We start from the raw sequence: 19,885 nt of genomic DNA on the forward strand, positions 1-19,885 counted from the left end.
TATAAAATCAGGTAAATATCATGCAAAATCCGCACATTTTAATTGTTGAAGATGAAGCTGTAACTCGTAATACATTACGCAGTATTTTTGAAGCTGAAGGTTATGTTGTCACTGAAGCTAACGACGGCGCAGAAATGCATAAAGCCATGCAAGACAATAAGATTAACCTTGTTGTTATGGATATTAATTTACCAGGCAAAAACGGCTTATTATTAGCTCGTGAGCTACGTGAAATTAATAACATCGGTCTTATTTTCTTGACTGGCCGTGATAACGAAGTTGATAAGATTCTAGGTCTTGAAATTGGTGCGGATGATTACATCACTAAACCGTTCAACCCTCGCGAATTAACGATTCGTGCTCGCAACCTATTAACTCGCGTTAATAATGCTGCAGCAGAAACTGAAGAAAAAGGTTCTGTTGAGTATTACCGTTTTAACGGTTGGAGCTTAGAAATCAATAGCCGTTCTTTGGTAAACCCACAGGGCGAAGCTTATAAGCTTCCACGCAGCGAGTTCCGTGCGATGCTTCATTTTGTTGAAAACCCAGGTAAAATTTTAACACGTGCTGACTTGTTGTTAAAAATGACTGGCCGTGAATTAAAGCCCCATGACCGCACGGTTGATGTGACAATTCGTCGTATCCGTAAGCACTTTGAAAGCTTGCCTGATACGCCAGAAATCATCGCGACAATTCACGGTGAAGGCTATCGTTTTTGTGGTGACTTAGAAGCATAATCTTTTAAGGTTAGCCGCAATAAAAAACCAGGTGAATCACCTGGTTTTTTTATATCTGCTTTTTAGTTAATCATGGAACGCCATAATGATTACTTCAGCTGTTGATCTAAAAATGCCGCTAATGATTTATATAAATGATTACGCACTTTCTCGCCACGCATTGAATGCTTAGACCCTGGGTAATCCATCATTTGGAATAACTTACCCTCATCTTGTAACGCTTTATATACTCTAGTGCTGTTTTCAAACAGGACATTATCATCAGCCATACCGTGATACATCAATAAGCCCGATTGATAATTTTTTACATAAGGTAAAATACTGCTAGCGTCGTAACCTTTTTTATTGGTTAGTGGGTTACCCATATAACGCTCAGTATAATGAGTGTCGTACAAACGCCAATCCGTTACTGGCGCACCCGATATTGCCGCTTTAAAATAACCTGGTGCCTTAAATTGACTCATCAACGCCATATAACCACCATAACTGTGACCATAAATAGCAATGTTGTCACCATCAATAAATGGCAAGCTACGTAAGTAATCAACGCCAACTTTTTGATCGTTTACTTCAGCATCACCCATGTTTTGATAAATCACATGTTCAAATTGAGTCCCACGGTGCGCTGAACCACGATTATCTAATTGAAATACCGCATAGCCTTGCTGCAGTAAATATTGAGTAAAATAATCTGCTTCGCTCCAGCTGTTGACCACTAGCTGAGCATGCGGCCCGCCATATACACGCACCACAACCGGATACTGCTTAGCGGCATCAAAAGGCACTGGTTTAAACAATCTGTATTGCAATGCTTGACCATCTTCAGCGCTTAATTGACCAAACTCAGGCATTTGCCATAAACCTGCATAATCATAAAGCGGATGATTTTTATCAATGTCATTTTGCTCAACCCAAGCTAACTGCTTGCCAGAATCATTGTGCAAACTTATCTGCGGCGGTTGCTGTAAACTACTAAAGTAATCTAAATAAACGGGCTTTTTATCCGCAAATACAGCCTCATGCATACCCGATGCTTGGCTAATTCGCTCAATAGAATCCATACCTTTATTAAGATTAACCCGATACAAATGACGCTCAACAACGCTGTCTTTTCGACCGCTAAAATATACCCAACCCGTTGCTTCATCGACAAACTCAAGTGTATCTACCGCCCAATCACCTTGGGTTAATTGCTTAAGTTGTTTGCCTTGTAAGTCAAATAAATACAGATGATTAAAACCATCACGCTCAGAGCCCCAAATAAGGGCCGCTTGTTGCTTTAGGAAGTGTAAATCATTGTTTAAATTTACCCATGCTTTGCTGCGCTCTTCAATCACCGTTTTAGCTTGTGTCGGCTGAGAGATTGCAGCAATGCGTAAATCCAGCGTTTGTTGATCGCGGCTTTGCCATTGGAACGACACATGCTGGCTGTCGGGTAGCCAATCTACACGAGGTAAATACATGTCTTTTTGTTTGCCCAAATCAATCCAGCTAATAGTGCGATCTTTTAAGGTCACGACACCCAGTGCGATCTCAACATTGGCTTTGCCTGCATAAGGGTAACGCTGCTCGGTTAATTTAATCCCCTCGGCGTAAATTTCATTACGAGTCACTAACTCCACACCAGATTCATCAATATGAGTAAAGGCAATAGCAGACTCATCGGGCGCCCACCAATAACCTGTCATACGGTCCATTTCTTCTTGGGCGACAAACTCTGCCATGGCATTTTTAATCGGCCCTTTACCGTCAGTCGTTAGTGCTGTTACTTTTTGGCTATCCAATGACAATACAAATAAGTTTTGATCGCGCACAAACGACACAAAGTGACCTTTTGGAGACAAACGCGCATCGGTTGCAAAACCGTCACCGGTTGCAAGCTCAGCCACCTTATTGCTGGCAACGTCATATAAATACAACTTACCCGCAGCAGGGATTAAAATATGTTGGCTGTCTTCAGACCAGAAATACTCCATGATCCCTTGGCCATAAATTCGTTGGCGCTCTCGGCGAGCTTTTTCTTCATCAGACAGTTCTCCAGCCTCTAATTGATCAGCATTAATCAGTACACTGCGCTTACCCGTAGCGATATCCATTTGCCATAAATCATACAAATGTTGATTATCGGCTCGGTTCGATAAATAGGTTACACGTTTTCCGTTAGGCGATAATGCCAACCCACGAGGGCTTGAGCCTGCTAAGGCTGGTGACGCATGAATACGTTCAATGGTCAGTGGTGTAGTGCTACCGTTGATTGCAGTCAGTGTCGCGGTAGTTGATGAGTTCATGATGCTGCCTTGAGCGGTTGCTGTTGCTGAAAAAGCCGAGCTAGTAAAAAGAAGTGGCACGGCAGACACTGCCGCTAAAGCATGATGCTTCCATGTTGTTGTCATTATTATTAATCCTTGGGGCAATTCAATCCGCCCACATTTTGCCTCAATTAACAGTAAAACCAAAACCTCAGATAACAATCGCTGAAATTAGCGTCATTGTGGGGTATGATTTGCACATAACTGATAAGAATTAACAACATCGACCTTAACCTCGCAAAATCTCATAGGAAAAATCATGCAGACTTTGGCACAAACCCTTAGCGTACAAGCCGTAAACGCGTCTTTAACACAACTACTATTAACCTTAGCTGACACCTCAAAAGCCATTAGTGGTGCGGTTCGTCACGGGGCATTAGCGGGCGTTTTGGGTGCAACAGAGCAAGAAAATATTCAAGGCGAAACCCAGAAAAAACTGGATGTAATCACCAATGACATGCTTAAAGATGCCCTTAAAGCCGATGGCAATGTACGTGGTTTAGCGTCTGAAGAAGAAGATTATGTGGTTGAGGTGAATGCTAAAGGTGAATACCTGGTGTGTTTTGATCCACTCGATGGCTCATCAAATATCGACATCAACTCATTAGTGGGCACTATATTTTCAGTATTACCTGCACCCGCTGGTGAGTTAAACGAACAAAGCTTTTTACAAGCTGGCCGCAAACAAGTTGCTGCGGGTTATGTGTTGTATGGCCCATCAACCATGATGGCGCTAACCACAGGCCAAGGCACTCAGTTTTATACTCTTGCTCCAGACAGCCAAGAGTTTTTACTGACCGACGATAGCGTGCAAATAACCCCAAACACTGCCGAGTTTGCCATTAATATGTCAAACCAGCGTTTTTGGGAAGCACCAATGCAAACCTATATTGCCGACTTATTACTCGGAGAAATAGGACCTCGTGAGCAATCATTTAACATGCGTTGGATTGCAGCAATGGTCGGTGATGTGCATCGTGTATTGTGCCGTGGCGGGATATTTTCTTACCCGACAGACAATAAAAACCCAGCCAAACCGTTTAAGTTACGCTTAATGTATGAAGCCAACCCAATGGCATTGTTAGTTGAGCAAGCTGGCGGTAAAGCATCAACAGGTTATGAAACTATTTTGGACATTCAGCCAATCGAAATCCATCAGCGCGTTGCGGTAATTTTAGGTAGCGCTAACGAAGTTGATACCTGCTTGAGCTACCACGGTATTGATTACAGCGAAGAGCCATCAATTGATTAATTGAGCCTGTTGTAAGAAAAACCGCCTTCTGGCGGTTTTTTCATTTATGTAGTGCAATTGAACTGATTGATAATCTGACTAAAGTGAACAAATACAGTGAACCACAATGTTGCATTGTGGTCAGGAAACGAGAGTAAAGAATCATTTCTTTACAATAACTTAAATACCCACTAAGTTATTTTAAGGAAATTAATAAAGGACTATAACGATGCCGCCCGCCAGATCATCGAACAAAAATAAATACATTGCGGCTATTTTACTCTTATTGCTTATTAGCATGAGTGCTTATGCTTATCTGATGTCCACTAAAACCCCTACAATAGAAACTGGCACTATTTTAGTACTTCCAGTGCAACTCGCAACAGACAATACAGACTTACAATGGAATCGCTATGCCGCGATGGATATGCTTATCAATAAGCTCAATGTCGGTGTTAGTTACCCATTGCTGCAAACCGAAGATATTATAAATATCATCTCGCTTATCGCTAATGACCACTTGAGCCAAACTGTCGACATTCAGCAATTAATGGCTGTCTCTGGTGCGGGGTTGGTGATTAAATCCAGTATTACCGGCGCGAATAATCAATATCAATTAGCATATACATTACATCAGCAGCATCATACAAGAGTGGGGATAGTTAACGCTTCAAGCATCGAGCAAGTATTATTAGCAGCAACAACCAATATTACTCAGCGGATCAATCCACAACACAATTTACAAAATAATTTACAACAGAATCAACATCATAAAAAGACAACAACTCAATACCATTCACGTCTTAGTGAACCGCTGTTGTTCAATGCAATGACACAGCTACAACTTGGCGACATTAAAGCTGCTGAGCAGCACTTATCCAAGCTCATACGCTCCACACCAGACAACTTAGTTGCCATACGTCTGCTAGCCAGCATCCAATTGCAGCAACATCAATATCAACAGCTTAATACAACATTGATAGCAGCAATCGATCTAGCTACGCATCAGCAAGATGAGCGAGAGCTAGCCAGACTAAGATTGTTATTAGCGCAAAGCTACACCGAAACCGACAGAATAGAACAAGCATTAGGTGTACTTACCATTGCCAAAACCAATGCAGCTAAAGTGAAAGACTGGCTAACATTGGGCTATATTTCACAGCTTGCTGGCATGATAAACCAGCGCATAGGTCGTAATGATGAAGCCAGAGAGCAGTTTAAAAAAGCCATTGAATATCATCAAATGATGAACTATCCCATAGGACAAACACAGGCGCTGAATGAATTGGCAGAACTTGAGGTGATTGAGTTCAACTACCCACAAGCTTATCGCTATATTAATCGCTCTTACGAGCAGGTCGCTCATCGCGGTTTAGATGATTTAGAAAAGACGACATTCAAGCTGATGACCAAGATAGAAAATAAAATGCAGCATAGATAGCATCTACTATTTTCGACACAACGACCCTGTAACAGATTCGTCAATTTAAAGCCTTAAGCATATGACCTTAAACATAAGGCCTTAAACCTTAGACATAAAAAATGGCCTGCATAGCAGGCCATTTTATTCATACTGCTAAACGAATCTTATACTTCCTCAGCTGCAGCTTTTGCAACCTCAAGCTGATGCGCTTGTTCAGTTTGATCCACAATGGTTAGTACCGCAGTATCACCGACCACATTACATGAGGTTAATACCATATCAATAATACGGTCTAATGCTGCAACAATCACAAATGCCTCTGCTGGTAAGCCTAATTGGTAAATCAATACCCCAATCATCACCATCCCACCACCAGGAACACCACCAGCACCCACCGACAGTAAAAATACGCTGAACAATAACGATGGAATTTGATCATTACTGATTGGCATACCAAAGGCATTCGCGACAAAGAAGATTGCAATGGTAATATAAATCGACACCCCGCCCATGTTCATGGTCGCGCCCAGTGGCACACCAAAACCAGCCACAGCTTGACTCACACCTAGCTTGTCAGTAAGGGTACGCATAGTTACCGGAATAGTGGCGTTTGAGCTAGCAGTAGACAATGAGAATAGAATTTGTTCTTGAGTTTTATCTCTGAAAGTTTTCGCTGAAATTGGAGTGAACAGGCTAACAGAATATGGGTATACGATAAAAATCCAAATCAATAATAAAGCCAAAATAAGCACTAAATATTCAACTACACTGACAAAAATTTCAGGCTCTAAGGTTGCGCCTAATTTAAACATTAAGGCGAATACACCGTATGGCGCTAAACTCATTACCACTGAAATTAAACGCATCATGATTTTATTGGCGGTTTGAAACCCTTTAACTGCTCCCTCAACCGATTGCCCCATTGATTTAATGACACCGCCCATTAATAGCGCCATAAAAATCACTTGCAACATATTGCCAGAGGTAAAGGCTGAAAACGGGTTGTTTGGTACAATACTCACAATTAACGACATTAAATCAGGCAGTTCTGTGGCGGTAATATCCAGCGAACCGTTGCTCGACATATCCACGCCTTTACCGGGCTCAAATATCATTGCGACGGTAAAAGCAGCTAAAATCGCTACCATGGTATTAATAATATAAAACCCAAAGGTTTTACCACCTAAACGGCCAAAGCTTTTTAAATCTTGTAACTCACACACACCGCACACAATACTCACAAACACCAGTGGAACCACTAGCATCATAATCATATTGACGAACATGGTGCCAACACCACTGGCTAGGCTAACTAACGTGCCACCAAAAAAAACATTATCTGCCAGTAAAAACTGCACAATACTACCAAGCAGAACCCCAAAAAACAGACCGATAAAGATCCGTGCTGAAAGTGATTTTGTCATCTATAAATTTCCCTTCGAAATGGCAACTTCTGTTGCTAATTATTGTTATACCAATCCTGGTGTTTATTCTTTTCGAGCGCTGAAATACTGAGACATAGCGCAATATATTTCAATCACCTTATGAACAAAAGTGATTACTTAATCGACGCTTAACAAGCGTGCAATATAAAAGTTAGATATAACAACAGATTATATACTTAGTTAATCATTAACGATGGTATAACCAGTGACAGATTTACTACGAAAACAGCTAAAATTTGTGCGTATAGCATTAAAATCAAACCGACAACGAGAGTAACAATCAATTTGAAGGTTTTACTTGCTGATTAAGTGAGCTCGACTCTGTTTAATAAATGGGGTTAGCTGGCTCAATCAGCGTAGTGTTTTTTTTATTCTGCACAGTGGTTTTATTATGAAGAGTGGTTTTATTCTGAACAGTGGATATTAAGCAACGTCAGTGACATGGATTTGGCTAACATATGTTGTTGTTTAATGCTCACGCAATGTTGTCCGAGCCATTGCACTAACGCTAACCACTGCGAGCTGTATTTTATTGATTGAGAGGAAGATTGATAAGCAGATAGAGACTTTGATTGTTCGCCAGAATGTGCATCTCGATGTAAGTTATTAAGGTAAGCCCATTGCTTGTGTTGTTTATGAAAATCATCCGTCGAATTTGTCTGGGCTAACGCTAATAACTTATCAGGCGACTCTAGCGCAAGTTGCGGCACTATAATGCTGCTGCAAGACTCAAGGGTATTAGCAATCATTAATCCTGCAGGATCAAGATCAGTAAAGCCAATTACATTGATGTTGAGTGGTTGAAGTAAGTGTAAAAAACGCTTTCGGCCTGCTGGCGAATAGTCATGACTACCACGGTATAACACCATGCAGTTATTAATGATGGCCTGTAAATCTGGGGTAAATGAATTAGCAAAAAAGTGATCAAAACTGTCGAGATTTTCGACCACAATAAGGTTCGGTAAATTGAGTCGCTGACAAAGCGCAATCGCACTGTCGACCTTTAATCGCAGTGAACAATTATGTACAGATAATAAATCGGCAACTGAACCTGACGCTAAATCAGTCTCTAAGCTTTGAGATAAACTAGGCGCTAGCTTAATTAATACATAGTCAGCTTCAGGGCTGATGTTAGCGTATTTTTCATTAGCGCTGAGTTGTGACATCTGTTGGCGGGGCACATCAAAATCAAGGGCCAGAATATCTAAGCCCGAATCAATTTGGGCCATGTTACGCAGTAAAACATAATCGTTTGCAGTCAAATACAAGTATTTGTCAGTTCCATCGGTCTCACCTATATGCCACAACTGATACAATTTTTTCCAATCGGCAGTTAACTTCACACGCGGCAAGCGCTGCTTTGCCGCGTGTTCCATTAGCTGTAACTGTCTTTTGCTTAGGCTAGCCATAACTCAACATCGTTAATGATAAAGTTACCGCTATAAACCGGATCAGGTTTACCTATCGGTTCAAGCTCAAAGTAATTTTTATGCTCATCGGCTAAACCTTCATAACCGCCAATGACTTGATAAAGCCAGCTTTCTGCATCCCATGTTAATTGCTTCTCTTGCAAATAGCTTAATGCCGATTGACGTAAACCAGAATCAATCACTTCACAAAAATATTCATCCACGGCTATTTTAAGGGGATTTTCAGGGATATCGAAATCCTCACTGTCGCCCATTTCAAAGGTCACGTTGTGCTCACGCAGTACCGCAGGTAACGAGTCGCGACTAATGGCTTTAACTTGTGCCACTAACCCCATCAGCTCTAGTTCGTGATGAGGGTTTGACACATCAACACTTGCAGGGGCTATCAGCGCTTCAGCACAATTAAATAATATCGGCACCGCTTTATGCACTACATGGTTTTCAGGTTGATAATCAGGATGCATGTTGGTGTGCAGTAACCAACCTTTTAGTAATCGGGTACGCCCTTGTATTTGCCTAAATCGCCCAAGTAACTCATATAATCTCGCCTGGACAATACTCAACTCTTGGGTACATTGACTTAAGGTTTCTTGCAAGCTGGTCATCAATAAACGGCGCAATTCACGAATATCGCCAGCAATTTCACCTAACTCGCTAAATTGAAACATTTCTAAGCCGTTTAGCAGTTCTGACACCTGGCTTTGGGCTAATTCGTTTTCGCGAATTTTGGCACTTATAGTCCCAACATAACCAAATTCGTTGTTAATTCGGCTCCATAACACCCGAATTGAATAACGCAAACTGTCGGTAAAACTGTAAACATGCTCATTTAAATCGGCTAAATAGGCTTCTGCAGCACTAAAATCCACATCACGGCGCGCCTCTTTATAATGGTCGGCTAAGGTTTTTATTGTCGCTAGCGCTGAGCCGACGTTGGCATCAATCTGTCGATTACGTTCGTCGCTTAATGCTTCTTCCAATAATGCCCGCACCGAACGCTTTAAGCGCAGTTCTTGATCCGGTTCTGGTCGCCATAAAATGCCACTTTTTTTCAGTTTTTCGATAACGCCAGCATCATGGGCTGTATCGTTAATCGACCCAGCCAAATATGCATCCATGACAACATCGGCATGGCGCCCAAGTTGTTTGAGCAGCTTTACCCCAGCTTGGTGTAAGTTACTGCTCATATCAAGTCCCTTTGGGTCGCGGTTTCTGCCTGAGCCTCAAGACTTAAGCCTTCGGTCTCATCAATAAAGCGAATCACTTCGTATAAATAATCTAACTTACCCGTGGCGATATAAATCTGTTTTTCACTATTGGGTTTGGTTAAATAACCCAGTTCCACTAAGCGCTTAAACACCAACTTAATTTGGCCGTCAACGTTAGTACTGCTTGAACCGAATAATCGGTAATGGCTCAACTTAGTGAGTTGCTCTCTAAAGGCTGGCGTGTCTTCAATACGCGCTTGTAAATCGGTTAAGCGGATCAGCGCGCCTTCGCTCAGCGGAGCATCTTGACCACTGGCTTCTTGCACTAATACCAGCCATTCCACTAATGGAATAAGTCCTGAGCAAATATCTTTAAATTGCGATGAAATAACTTTGCGCTCAACCTCACCTAGCTGCAAATAACCGCAAAAAAAGACTTCACCCTCACCAGCACTCGCAATGGTGCGATTAATTTGGTTAAGGTAGGTTTCAACTCTGTCGCGAGTGCTGTTGTTTTTTAATGCCCGCCAACCATCTTCATTGGTCACTCGGCAAATAAACTCACCACGCAACAATTGCTCTATTAATGCGCCAGTACCAACTAAGGTAGTTTCAGTCGATTCAGACATTAGATGTGCTCCTTAGCAGTTTCAGCGCGAGTCATTTCCGCCGTAGGCATTTCGGTTTTAGTGTTACGTTGCGATAAACGGGCCGCTAACGGGTTGGCTTTAGGTTTAACGACCTGCAGCTTTTTAGTTTGCTTATTAATGATGTAACGGTTAGCAAATAGACTTAGCACTTCAGATTCAGGATTTGGGAAAGCCCCTAATACACTGATATTGTTGTTCTCACAGGCATCGAAGATTTTCTTCACGTTAGTGTGATGTAGCGTACCTAACTCATCAATTGGCCAATGGATAGTGACATTGGCTTTGCCGCGCAATAAACGGGTGAAGGCCAATAAAAACTTACATAAAATAAGGTAAGCCATACCATGACTTGAAGACTCGTTTAACTGACGGTCGGTACGAATAATTAAGTCGCTGTTACCTTCTTTTAAACGCAATTCGATTTCTAACAGTTTCGCAATACCGCCGGTTAATGCTGCACGGCCAATAATGTCTAATGCACGGCGCATTGAGTTAGTGTAATGCTCGTCCGGTAGTTGGCTGAAACCATCTGCTTTCCACGCTTTAAAGGCTTTAACAAACACTTCAAGTTCAGGCCAAAACTCCAGTTCGCTGATGCGAGAGCGAATTCGCACAGCCGACTCTGATACTCCTTCGAGGAATAATTCTTCACCCACTTCACGGGTAATACGCGCGCTTTGGCTGGCAATACGGCGGTCAATATCGGTTAACACGTCATAGAATGCGGTTAAGTCGATACCAAAAATACGCCCTTGTTCGCGGATCGCCATTAACGATTGCGGCACCATCACATTCAATAACTGCTCAAGCTGTGGGACTAACTTGCGATAGTCGAGTAGACGAATACCTTTGTCGTTAACAAAGCTAGACTCATCACGGGCCCGCTCCCAAAATTCGGCCAAACTTGAACCTGATTTACTGGCAATGACCGAGTCAAAGTGTTCAACATATTGTTTAACAGAACCCATTAAGTAGTCACGCTTTAGCAATAAATCTTCGCCTTGGCGCAAACGCTCGCCAATGCTGCCCATCGCTTCATCGTTATTAGCTGGCAATTTGAGCTCAGCTAACTTGCGCATCACTGCACGCAGCTTAGTGAGGTTTTCAGACGCCTCTACTTGGGCGGCATCACAGGCTTTACGTTCGGTTTCTAAACTGTCTCTTCGGTGTTTTATTTCTGCCGTTTTCGCTTTTAGCAGTTGCTCCAATTCCAGCGTAGCGCGCTTAACATCAGTTAATTGCGTTTGCACTTTAGGCTTTCGAACAAGCCAGGTATGTTGATACCAATCATCAAAACGCAGCACTTCACTGCGGCGTTGTTCTGCATTACTGATGCAGGCTTCAAGATCGCGGATCTGTTTTTTAAGCGCCAAAATGGTGCCTTCATCAACACCACGTGATTTAAGCTCATTTTTGTACCAGGTTTCACCTGCTTTTTGCTCGATTTTTGCATTGGCACGGCGTTGTTCAATATTGGCTTTAATCTGGCCTAATTGATTATCAATGGCGCCGACCACTTCTTGCCAATAGGCATTTTTTTCCATGCGCGCTTCAAGCGCCTGCTCTTTTTGCTCGCTTAACCAACCAAGATGCTGATTGCTAAGCAGCTTAAGTTCATTATCAAGTTGTACTAATCGCTTGCTCGAATCGGCTTTACGATCTGCCACAGCTTGATTGATTTTTTGTTGTTCGTTACGCTTCTCGTCAAACAGACGGCGTAAATCTTCACGGCTATTTTTGTACGCTGTACGGGCAAATGTCAGTTCGCGGGTGATGCTATCGAGCGCCGTATTCATAGCAACCAGTTGATCTTCCGCTTCGGCATGCATTTCTTGCGCACTTTTTAGTGCTTCTTCTGCTTTGGCTAAACGAATACGTAAATCTTGCTCTGTAGCGGCATACTCCGGTACATCAATGGCTTTAAGATCGAGGTTAACCCCAAATAATGCTTCACTGCTGTCTTTGGTTAGGCTTGGGTGTAGATCGCTGCGATGCAACAACTCTGGCGCGATAACTTTACCAAAGGTGTGCTCCCAACCGTGGGCTTCTTTACGCAAAAACTCCAACAAGGTATGCGACTGTGGGAACAACATATGGTGCAGTTCTTCTTTGGCATTTTCTCGGTCACTAACGCGAATGCTGGATATACGCAGCGCTTCGTTAGCTTGGTCGCGCTTGGCTCGTTGTTTACGCTCTTCTGTGGTTAAACGATCGACCTTTTGATTACAGGTTTCTTGCTCTTCATCAGCTAGGCTTATGCGTTCATCGAAAATCGCTAAACGCATTTTTTCATCTTCGGTGTAAGTCACACCATCAACTCGATGCTTAAGCTCGGCAGCGGTTAATTTAAGTTGATATTCTTGTTCGCTAAATTTAGCTTTACCAGCATCAGTTTGTTCACGCCATTGCAGCTCTAGTTTAGCAAGATCGTCATTGGCAAGCTCACGTTGCTTATCACGCGCTTCACGTTGGGTGTCTTGCTCAAGATGTAGCATTTCAAGTTCGCGATGTAATTGCTCAGCAATTTTACTACGGCGGGCATTAAAGGCGGCTTCAATATCTTGGTGTTTTTCGGTTTGTAATTTATGACGCTCGTTAAGGTTTTCAACATCACAGCGCCAATTAGGCAAATTATCTAAATCAGCTTTGGCTTGTTCAATGTCGGCATCTAAAAAGGCAGCATGCTGGTCTTCAATGGCATTAAGTTCATCTTCAAACTTGCCAGCGTCACCTTTAGCAGCAGATAATTCCTGGTTTAACTCATCACGAACATCTTTCCACTCATCATCTAATAAGCGCAACTTGAGGTTTAGTTCTTTACCATGAGTTTGGTTACGATCTTGACGCTCAGCTTCTAAGGTTTCGTCAGCGCGATAACCGCGCGATAAACTGGCTAAGCGTAACTCTGCACTTAATAACTGATTAAATTCTTGTTCGAGCTTTTCGTATTCGGGGCGGATTTGTTCAAAACCTTGCACCAGCTGACTTTCACGGATCCACGTTTCTACTCGTTGCGGATTCAGTCTAGACGTCGGTGGGTTTACCCCATCTTCTTCTAAAATGGCTGCGATCATTGATTTAACCGTTTCCATTTTGCCCTCTTTCGAGTGCACTGCTTTGGCGAGTTTTTCGATATGACGCAAGCTATGTTCACCGTCACACAACGAGAACTGACGCGCGTAAGTACGCAGCTCATTGCGGTTACTGCCGGTATTTAATAAGCTACGATCGTTCTGGATGATCGCTCGAAACTCTCGAGTGTTTAACAAGTTTGTATGGGCTACGCCATCACGTTTTACTTCACGGCCCAACTCTGCCATTGAATGACAAATGATGGTGTCGCCATTACGCGACTTAATATAATGCTCTAACTCAAAAGCACGGCCAATAAAGCGGTAGTTTACCCCTTTACCGTCACCCGCTGATGCTAAAACCGCTTGATAAAGTAAACCATCATCTTTTTGATATTCATAGATAATGTAGCTTGAGTCATGGGGTAAATACCAACGTTCGAAACTGTCACGCGTTGACGGCACAACACGGCTAGGGTACTCGCCATAAAATACCGGCACTAACCGTTGTAAGGTTGTTTTACCAGAGGCATTGGTACCACAAATATTAGTGTGACCATTTAATAACAGTTCGACCACACCTGGTAGGTGGGTATTAATTAACACGATTCTAATCAAGCTTGGCATGATAATCCTTTTCCAAACAGCTCACATTGCAGTGACAAAGAAGCAAAATACGGATGAAAAAATAACGTCTATTTATTCAATTTAAATAAAGTAAAACAAACGCAGGTTGGAGGCAATTTTCCCCCACAAAAATTGGCTTTATAATACGCTAAATAATTCAAAAATGGCGGCTAACAATGCAGCAAACAGCCAGAAACTGTTTATGTGCAACATATGTCGTCAGGCAGAGAGGATAAACACTGCGGAGCAGAAGGCTTTTTGGTGCGGGATAAAATAAAAAACGCACAGATTTCTCTGTGCGTTTTTTTATGGTGTACCACTCACATTTGGATCTGAGTTGTCAGCAATATTACAATTTAAACTGTGAGGTAGCGTGGTTAAGCTCATTAGCAAAACCATCTAATCCTTCTGAAATGCCCTGCACTTCTGCAAGAATACCCAATGTTTGTTCAAATGATGCATTCATTTCAACCACATTATTCGCCACATGTGCAGCAACCAAAGATTGCTGTTCAGTGGCTGAAGCAATATGAGTATTCATACTATTAATACTGACAATTTTAGATTGAATTGAGCTTAATACTTCACCGGTATCTTTAGCATAACGTTCGTTTTCTGATGACTTAGTAATCGCCACATCCATAGTACTTACCGATGATTCAGCTGCGATTTTAAGCTTCTCTAGTACACCACGAATTTCTTTAGTCGCGTCTGCCGTTTTAGAAGCAAGTGCACGAACTTCATCAGCAACAACGGCAAAACCTCGCCCATGCTCACCCGCTCTAGCTGCTTCAATAGCGGCATTTAACGCCAATAAGTTTGTTTGATCTGCAATAGAGGTAATTACGTTCAAAATAGAGCCAACACTTTCGGTATCTTTGGCTAATTCATGAATGGAGTTAGATGCCAGCTCAATACCGGAGTTGAGTTCTTGTGAAATTCTCACTGTACGTTGTACTACAGCCAAGCCCTCCGTCGCTTCTCGTTCAGCAACTTGCGCAGCTTCTGCCGCTTGCTGGGCACTATGTGAAATGTCATTCACCGAGTGGCGCATTTCTTCCATCGACATATGCACGGCTTTAGCATCGTGGCTTTGTTGCTTGGTTGCCTTAGTCGCTACAGCCATACGTTCTTTTAGCGATGACGCACTGTCTAATAATGGACTGGTTACACTGACTACACGTTGAATAGAGTCAGCTAATAAACGTAAAAAACGGTTAAAATTACTCGATACTTGCCCCAGTTCATCAGTACCTGCAACCGTCAATTGGTGGCGTAAGTTACCTTTACCATCTGCTAACTCACCCAATGAGTTTGCCACATCACCAGCAGAACCACTGATGGCACGTGCAATAGAAATGGTAGCAAGTGCCATAAATACCAATAATGCGATACCGATGCTAAATGAAAGATATAAACTTTGCTCTGAACGGTCGCCAGCTTCTTTAATGGTAGAGCTAAACTCATCCACTTTGTCGGCTTTATAAACAGTAATTCCGTTGGTCAGTTTATCGAAAATCTTAGCTTTTTTCTGACTGATTTGTCCCACATCTGCCATATCGATCGTGCCATCAAGCATGCCTCTAGCCAATGATAGTGTCATGGTATTGTATTCATTGAGGTTGTTAGATAATTGCGATAAAACTGCAGTTTCTTGCTGATCGGTAGTTGATAAGTCGGTTAAATTATCGTTAAGTGAAACAAACGTTTTATTGGCGTTCTCAAGTAAATCTTCATCTGCAAACGATACCGCTTGAGTATATAACTCATCTAAGCGTTGTACATAAATGACATTTTGATTTGCAAGTTCAACCCGGTGTGCCACCTTGGTTTCCATGAAAGACAAGGTGTCACGATTTTTATTAATCGCAACAGTGCTGATACCAAGGTTAACGGCAAAAATAATAACCGATAACACAAAAATCAATCCAACCTTTTTAAAGATTGACATGTTACTAAACCAATTCATATTCCGCCCCCAAGCGATAATCAAATGAAGATAAAACCAATGTAGAGCTTATCAATACAGCTACTGAGATATTGCTATTGAGAACTGTGATGCCTAGTCTCAATCCTTGAGGTTGTTTATTGTGTTGCTACGGATACCGCTTCACATCAATCTTTAGTCAATTCACCATAGCTGGTACTATTTTATTGTTATAAAAATACTTTCTAACGAAATAAAGCTCATGCGTAAATGACTATCTATGTCTATATGTACGTAAAGGCTATCGACCTAAGTCCAATATACTTGAAACTTTTCTAATATATCAATTTCTTTATCAGTTATTGATAAACTGCCAATCCCTACGATGAAAAATTGTAAATGAATAAACAAAAAAATAGCCCACAAAAATGCGGGCTATTCTTATTCGGTGGTTGAAATAAAACCACATATAACAAATCTTACAATCTGCTATGCAGCTTTTACATCCTCTTCTTCTGAATGTCTGATCAGATAATCAAATGCACCCAGTGATGCTGTTGCGCCGCTGCCCATAGCGATAATAATTTGCTTAAACGGGGTATTGGTTACATCACCTGCGGCGAATACCCCTGGAATTGAGGTTTGACCACGCTCATCGACAATAATCTCGCCACGAGGTGTCATATCAACCACACCTTTTAACCATTCAGTATTGGGCACTAAACCAATTTGCACAAAGATACCGGCTAAGGTAACGGTATTGCTTTCACCTGTTGCACGATCGGTGTAGATCAAACTGGTTACGCGGGTACCATCACCTTTTACTTCTGTGGTCATCGCTTGGGTAATAATCGTGATGTTACCCATTGATTTAGCTTTGCGCTGTAGCACTTCATCGGCACGTAACTTACTGTCAAACTCAAGTACAGTGACGTGTTCAACGATATTGGCTAAATCGATAGCCGCTTCAATTCCTGAGTTACCACCACCGATAACCGCAACACGTTTACCTTTGAACAATGGGCCATCACAGTGTGGACAATACGCTACACCTTTATTACGGTATTCTTGCTCACCAGGGACGTTCATTTCTCTCCAACGTGCACCCGTTGCCAAGATTATCGTTTTACTACGCAGCGTTGCGCCACTTTCTAGGGTCACATCAAACAGGCCATTTTTAGCTAAACTCAACGCACGTTGGTTTTGCATAATGTCGACGTCATAATCTTTAACGTGGGCTTCAAGGTTAGCAACTAGTTTAGGACCTTCAGTTTTAGACACTGAAATAAAGTTCTCAATACCTACTGTTTCGGCGACTTGTCCGCCAAATTTATCGGCAACAATACCGGTGTTTAAGCCTTTACGAGCAGAATAAATTGCCGCGGCTGCACCAGCCGGGCCGCCGCCAACCACTAACATATCAAAAACTGATTTTTGGTTTAATTGTTCGGCTTGTCTGCCCGCAGCATTTTTATCTAATTTATTCAGTACTTCAACAACGCTAATGGCACCGACAGAGAAGGCTTCGCCGTTTAAAAATACTGATGGAACTGACATGATATTGCGATCGCTGATTTCCTGTTGAAAAAGCGCACCGTCAATCATCACGTTAGTAATATTTGGGTTAATTGCCGCCATCATATTCAGTGCTTGGATCACTTCTGGACAGGTTTGGCAACTTAACGAAATATAGGTTTCAAAATGGAATTCACCAGGTAGCTGACGGATTTGTTCAATGGTATCCGCATCTAACTTAATCGGATGTCCGCCGCTGTGTAATAACGCCAACACCAGTGAGGTAAATTCATGGCCCATTGGCAATCCAGCAAAGGTTATGTTGGTTGCAGCTTGTGGGTTAATAACACTCATGCTTGGTGTGCGCTTGCCTTGCTGATACGTGACTGAAACTAAGTCTGATGAGTCAACAATGTCTTGGGCTAGGCTGGTTAATTCTTTACCTTTGTTTGAGTCATCTGCAGATACGACAAGTTCAACTGGGCGCTTGAGGTTTTGCAGATAGGTTTTCAGTTGATTTTTTACATTCGCATCTAACATAACAACTCCTAAAAAATGGGGAATAATCGATGAGTTTAAAAGTGCTAGTCAGTGCCGGGGGAACACCGACTAGCTGGAGATGATATTACTAACCTAAGGGTGAACTTAGCGGTTAGATTTTACCGACTAGGTCAATTGAAGGAGCTAATGTTTCTTCACCTGGCTGCCATTTAGCTGGACATACTTCACCATCGTGAGTTGCAACATATTGTGCAGCTTGAATCTTACGAACTAGTTCAGAAGCGCTGCGGCCAATACCTAGGTCATGAATTTCAGCTACTTTAACTTGGCCTTCAGGGTTGATAACGAAAGTACCACGTAGGGCTAAACCGTCTTCTTCAATCATCACACCAAAGTTGCGAGTGATTGCGCCAGTTGGGTCACCTATCATTGGGTAAGTAATTTTACCGATTGTGTCTGAACTTGAATGCCAAGCTTTATGAGTAAAGTGAGTGTCAGTTGATACTGAGTAAACTTCAACGCCCATTGCCTGTAGCTTCTCATAATGATCAGCCATGTCGCCTAATTCAGTTGGACATACGAAAGTGAAGTCAGCTGGGTAGAAAAATACTACTGCCCACTTGCCTAATAAATCTTGCTCTGTAACTTCAACGAAAGCACCATTGTGGAATGCTGTTGCTTTGAAAGGTTTGATAGTGCTATTGATGATAGATTGTGTCATGTCATGCTCCATTGGAATTAAGATTTACGTTAACCCGATACCATGTGGTGTCGGTGATGATGAACATGTGCTCGTCATCTGATGTGAATCATAATAGCGATGGAGATGAATTAAGTATAACGGATAAAAACTATCACCTTAATCGATTTTTTATATTGAACTTAATGTTAATCAATAAAACAGAACGTCGTAATGAGCAACGTTCTATTATCAAGGTGAGTTATTCCCAAATACCAAAACGAGTTAATACGCGGCTGATGTTGGTATCGAGCTTTTGCGATAATGCTTGTAAGGCTTGCTTATTGTTCGCGGCGGCAAACCCAGTATGACCATTAGTGGCATATACAACCCAATTACCACCGCCAGTTAAACAAGCATAAACATGCGTAAAATGGCTATAAAGAGTGTCACGCAGTTGGGTGTCACGACTATGCTCTTTCCAACAATTAAGCACTAAAAAACCATCCGTTTTTAAAAGTTGCTTTGCTTGACCAATGAACAACGTTGATAGCTGTTGCTTATCGACACCTTTGTTACTGTATATATCGGCAAAAACGACATCGACTTTTTTGTGTTCTGCATTGGCCAAAAAGACATTGGCATCTTGATGAACTAAGTTCAATTTTTTACCCAGTGGCAATTGAAAAAATCGTTTGGCTACCTCAATTACCCTTTCTCGTAACTCTACTGCAGTAATTTTAATCGCGGCATCAACATGCCGAAGCGAGTGGACTAATGCTCCGCCGCCTAAGCCTAAAATAATCACACTTTTAGGTTGAGTAAATAATAATACCGCAAGCATTGCCTGAACATAAGTATGCTGCGGCACATGCGGTTGGGCTTTATCCATTTTGCTTTGCTCGTCGTTATCTCCAAAAGATAACACTCTAAAATCACCATCATCGAGCACACAAAAATCACCAACACTATCACTGTCGACATGCAATACTTTATAATCGGACATACTTCACTCAGTTGGCTGGCTTGCAATCATTATTAAGCAAGCATTAAAACCGCATTGTACCTCAGAATGAAGTACCAAGTCTGAGCCTTATTAGCCAATTTATTACTGATGATAGAATTTATTGGC

The 19,885-nt window shown here is 42.0% G+C and carries 13 protein-coding genes; 3 read left to right on the forward strand and 10 right to left on the reverse strand.

Annotation, left to right across the window (positions count from 1 at the left end; translation table 11 throughout):
• Positions 1-20 precede the first annotated feature (20 nt).
• On the forward strand, positions 21-737 hold the full coding sequence (gene arcA / locus EGC86_RS14415; protein ID WP_011636021.1) for a two-component system response regulator ArcA: 717 nt from the start codon (positions 21-23) through the stop codon (positions 735-737).
• An 89-nt stretch (positions 738-826) separates the two neighbouring features.
• Here arcA and EGC86_RS14420 read toward each other — a convergent pair whose 3' ends face one another.
• Positions 827-3,130 carry a S9 family peptidase gene (locus EGC86_RS14420; protein WP_123778013.1) on the reverse strand — a complete coding sequence of 768 codons (2,304 nt, stop codon included), beginning with the start codon at positions 3,128-3,130 and terminating at the stop codon, positions 827-829.
• Between the two features lie 175 nt (positions 3,131-3,305).
• Here EGC86_RS14420 and EGC86_RS14425 point away from each other — a divergent pair, with 175 nt between their 5' ends.
• On the forward strand, positions 3,306-4,298 hold the full coding sequence (locus tag EGC86_RS14425; RefSeq protein WP_123778014.1) for a class 1 fructose-bisphosphatase: 993 nt from the start codon (positions 3,306-3,308) through the stop codon (positions 4,296-4,298).
• A gap of 208 nt (positions 4,299-4,506) precedes the next feature.
• Positions 4,507-5,718 carry a hypothetical protein gene (locus EGC86_RS14430; protein WP_123778015.1) on the forward strand — a complete coding sequence of 404 codons (1,212 nt, stop codon included), beginning with the start codon at positions 4,507-4,509 and terminating at the stop codon, positions 5,716-5,718.
• Between the two features lie 146 nt (positions 5,719-5,864).
• Here EGC86_RS14430 and EGC86_RS14435 read toward each other — a convergent pair whose 3' ends face one another.
• The 9 genes from EGC86_RS14435 to EGC86_RS14475 all read right to left on the reverse strand — a co-directional run bounded on the left by EGC86_RS14435 (position 5,865) and on the right by EGC86_RS14475 (position 19,759).
• Positions 5,865-7,124: a dicarboxylate/amino acid:cation symporter gene (locus tag EGC86_RS14435; RefSeq protein WP_123778016.1), complete on the reverse strand. Its 1,260-nt coding sequence runs from the start codon at positions 7,122-7,124 to the stop codon at positions 5,865-5,867.
• Between the two features lie 425 nt (positions 7,125-7,549).
• The gene (locus EGC86_RS14440) at positions 7,550-8,554 is read right to left on the reverse strand and encodes a DUF7281 domain-containing protein (protein ID WP_123778017.1); all 1,005 of its coding nucleotides are present in this window, start codon (positions 8,552-8,554) and stop codon (positions 7,550-7,552) included.
• Positions 8,542-9,762, reverse strand: coding sequence for a phosphoenolpyruvate carboxylase (locus EGC86_RS14445; protein ID WP_102035819.1), 1,221 nt, complete (start codon positions 9,760-9,762; stop codon positions 8,542-8,544). The genes EGC86_RS14440 and EGC86_RS14445 overlap by 13 nt, the downstream gene beginning before the upstream one ends.
• On the reverse strand, positions 9,759-10,412 hold the full coding sequence (locus tag EGC86_RS14450) for a condensin complex protein MksE (RefSeq protein WP_123778018.1): 654 nt from the start codon (positions 10,410-10,412) through the stop codon (positions 9,759-9,761). The genes EGC86_RS14445 and EGC86_RS14450 overlap by 4 nt, the downstream gene beginning before the upstream one ends.
• Positions 10,412-14,131: an ATP-binding protein gene (locus tag EGC86_RS14455; protein WP_123778019.1), complete on the reverse strand. Its 3,720-nt coding sequence runs from the start codon at positions 14,129-14,131 to the stop codon at positions 10,412-10,414. The genes EGC86_RS14450 and EGC86_RS14455 overlap by 1 nt, the downstream gene beginning before the upstream one ends.
• Positions 14,132-14,480: 349 nt before the next feature.
• Positions 14,481-16,082, reverse strand: a complete 1,602-nt coding sequence (locus EGC86_RS14460; RefSeq protein ID WP_243638374.1) for a methyl-accepting chemotaxis protein — start codon at positions 16,080-16,082, stop codon at positions 14,481-14,483.
• A gap of 465 nt (positions 16,083-16,547) precedes the next feature.
• Entirely contained in the window at positions 16,548-18,113 is a 1,566-nt protein-coding gene (ahpF, locus tag EGC86_RS14465) for an alkyl hydroperoxide reductase subunit F (protein WP_123778020.1), read from the reverse strand.
• Positions 18,114-18,225: 112 nt separating this feature from the next.
• Positions 18,226-18,795 (reverse strand): alkyl hydroperoxide reductase subunit C, encoded by a 570-nt coding sequence (ahpC, locus tag EGC86_RS14470; RefSeq protein WP_011636010.1) that lies wholly within the window; start codon positions 18,793-18,795, stop codon positions 18,226-18,228.
• 220 nt (positions 18,796-19,015) lie between these two features.
• On the reverse strand, positions 19,016-19,759 hold the full coding sequence (locus EGC86_RS14475) for a spermidine synthase (RefSeq protein WP_011636009.1): 744 nt from the start codon (positions 19,757-19,759) through the stop codon (positions 19,016-19,018).
• Positions 19,760-19,885: the final 126 nt, after the last annotated feature.

This window comes from Shewanella frigidimarina, assembly GCF_003797125.1.
Classification (GTDB): Bacteria; Pseudomonadota; Gammaproteobacteria; order Enterobacterales; family Shewanellaceae; genus Shewanella; species Shewanella frigidimarina.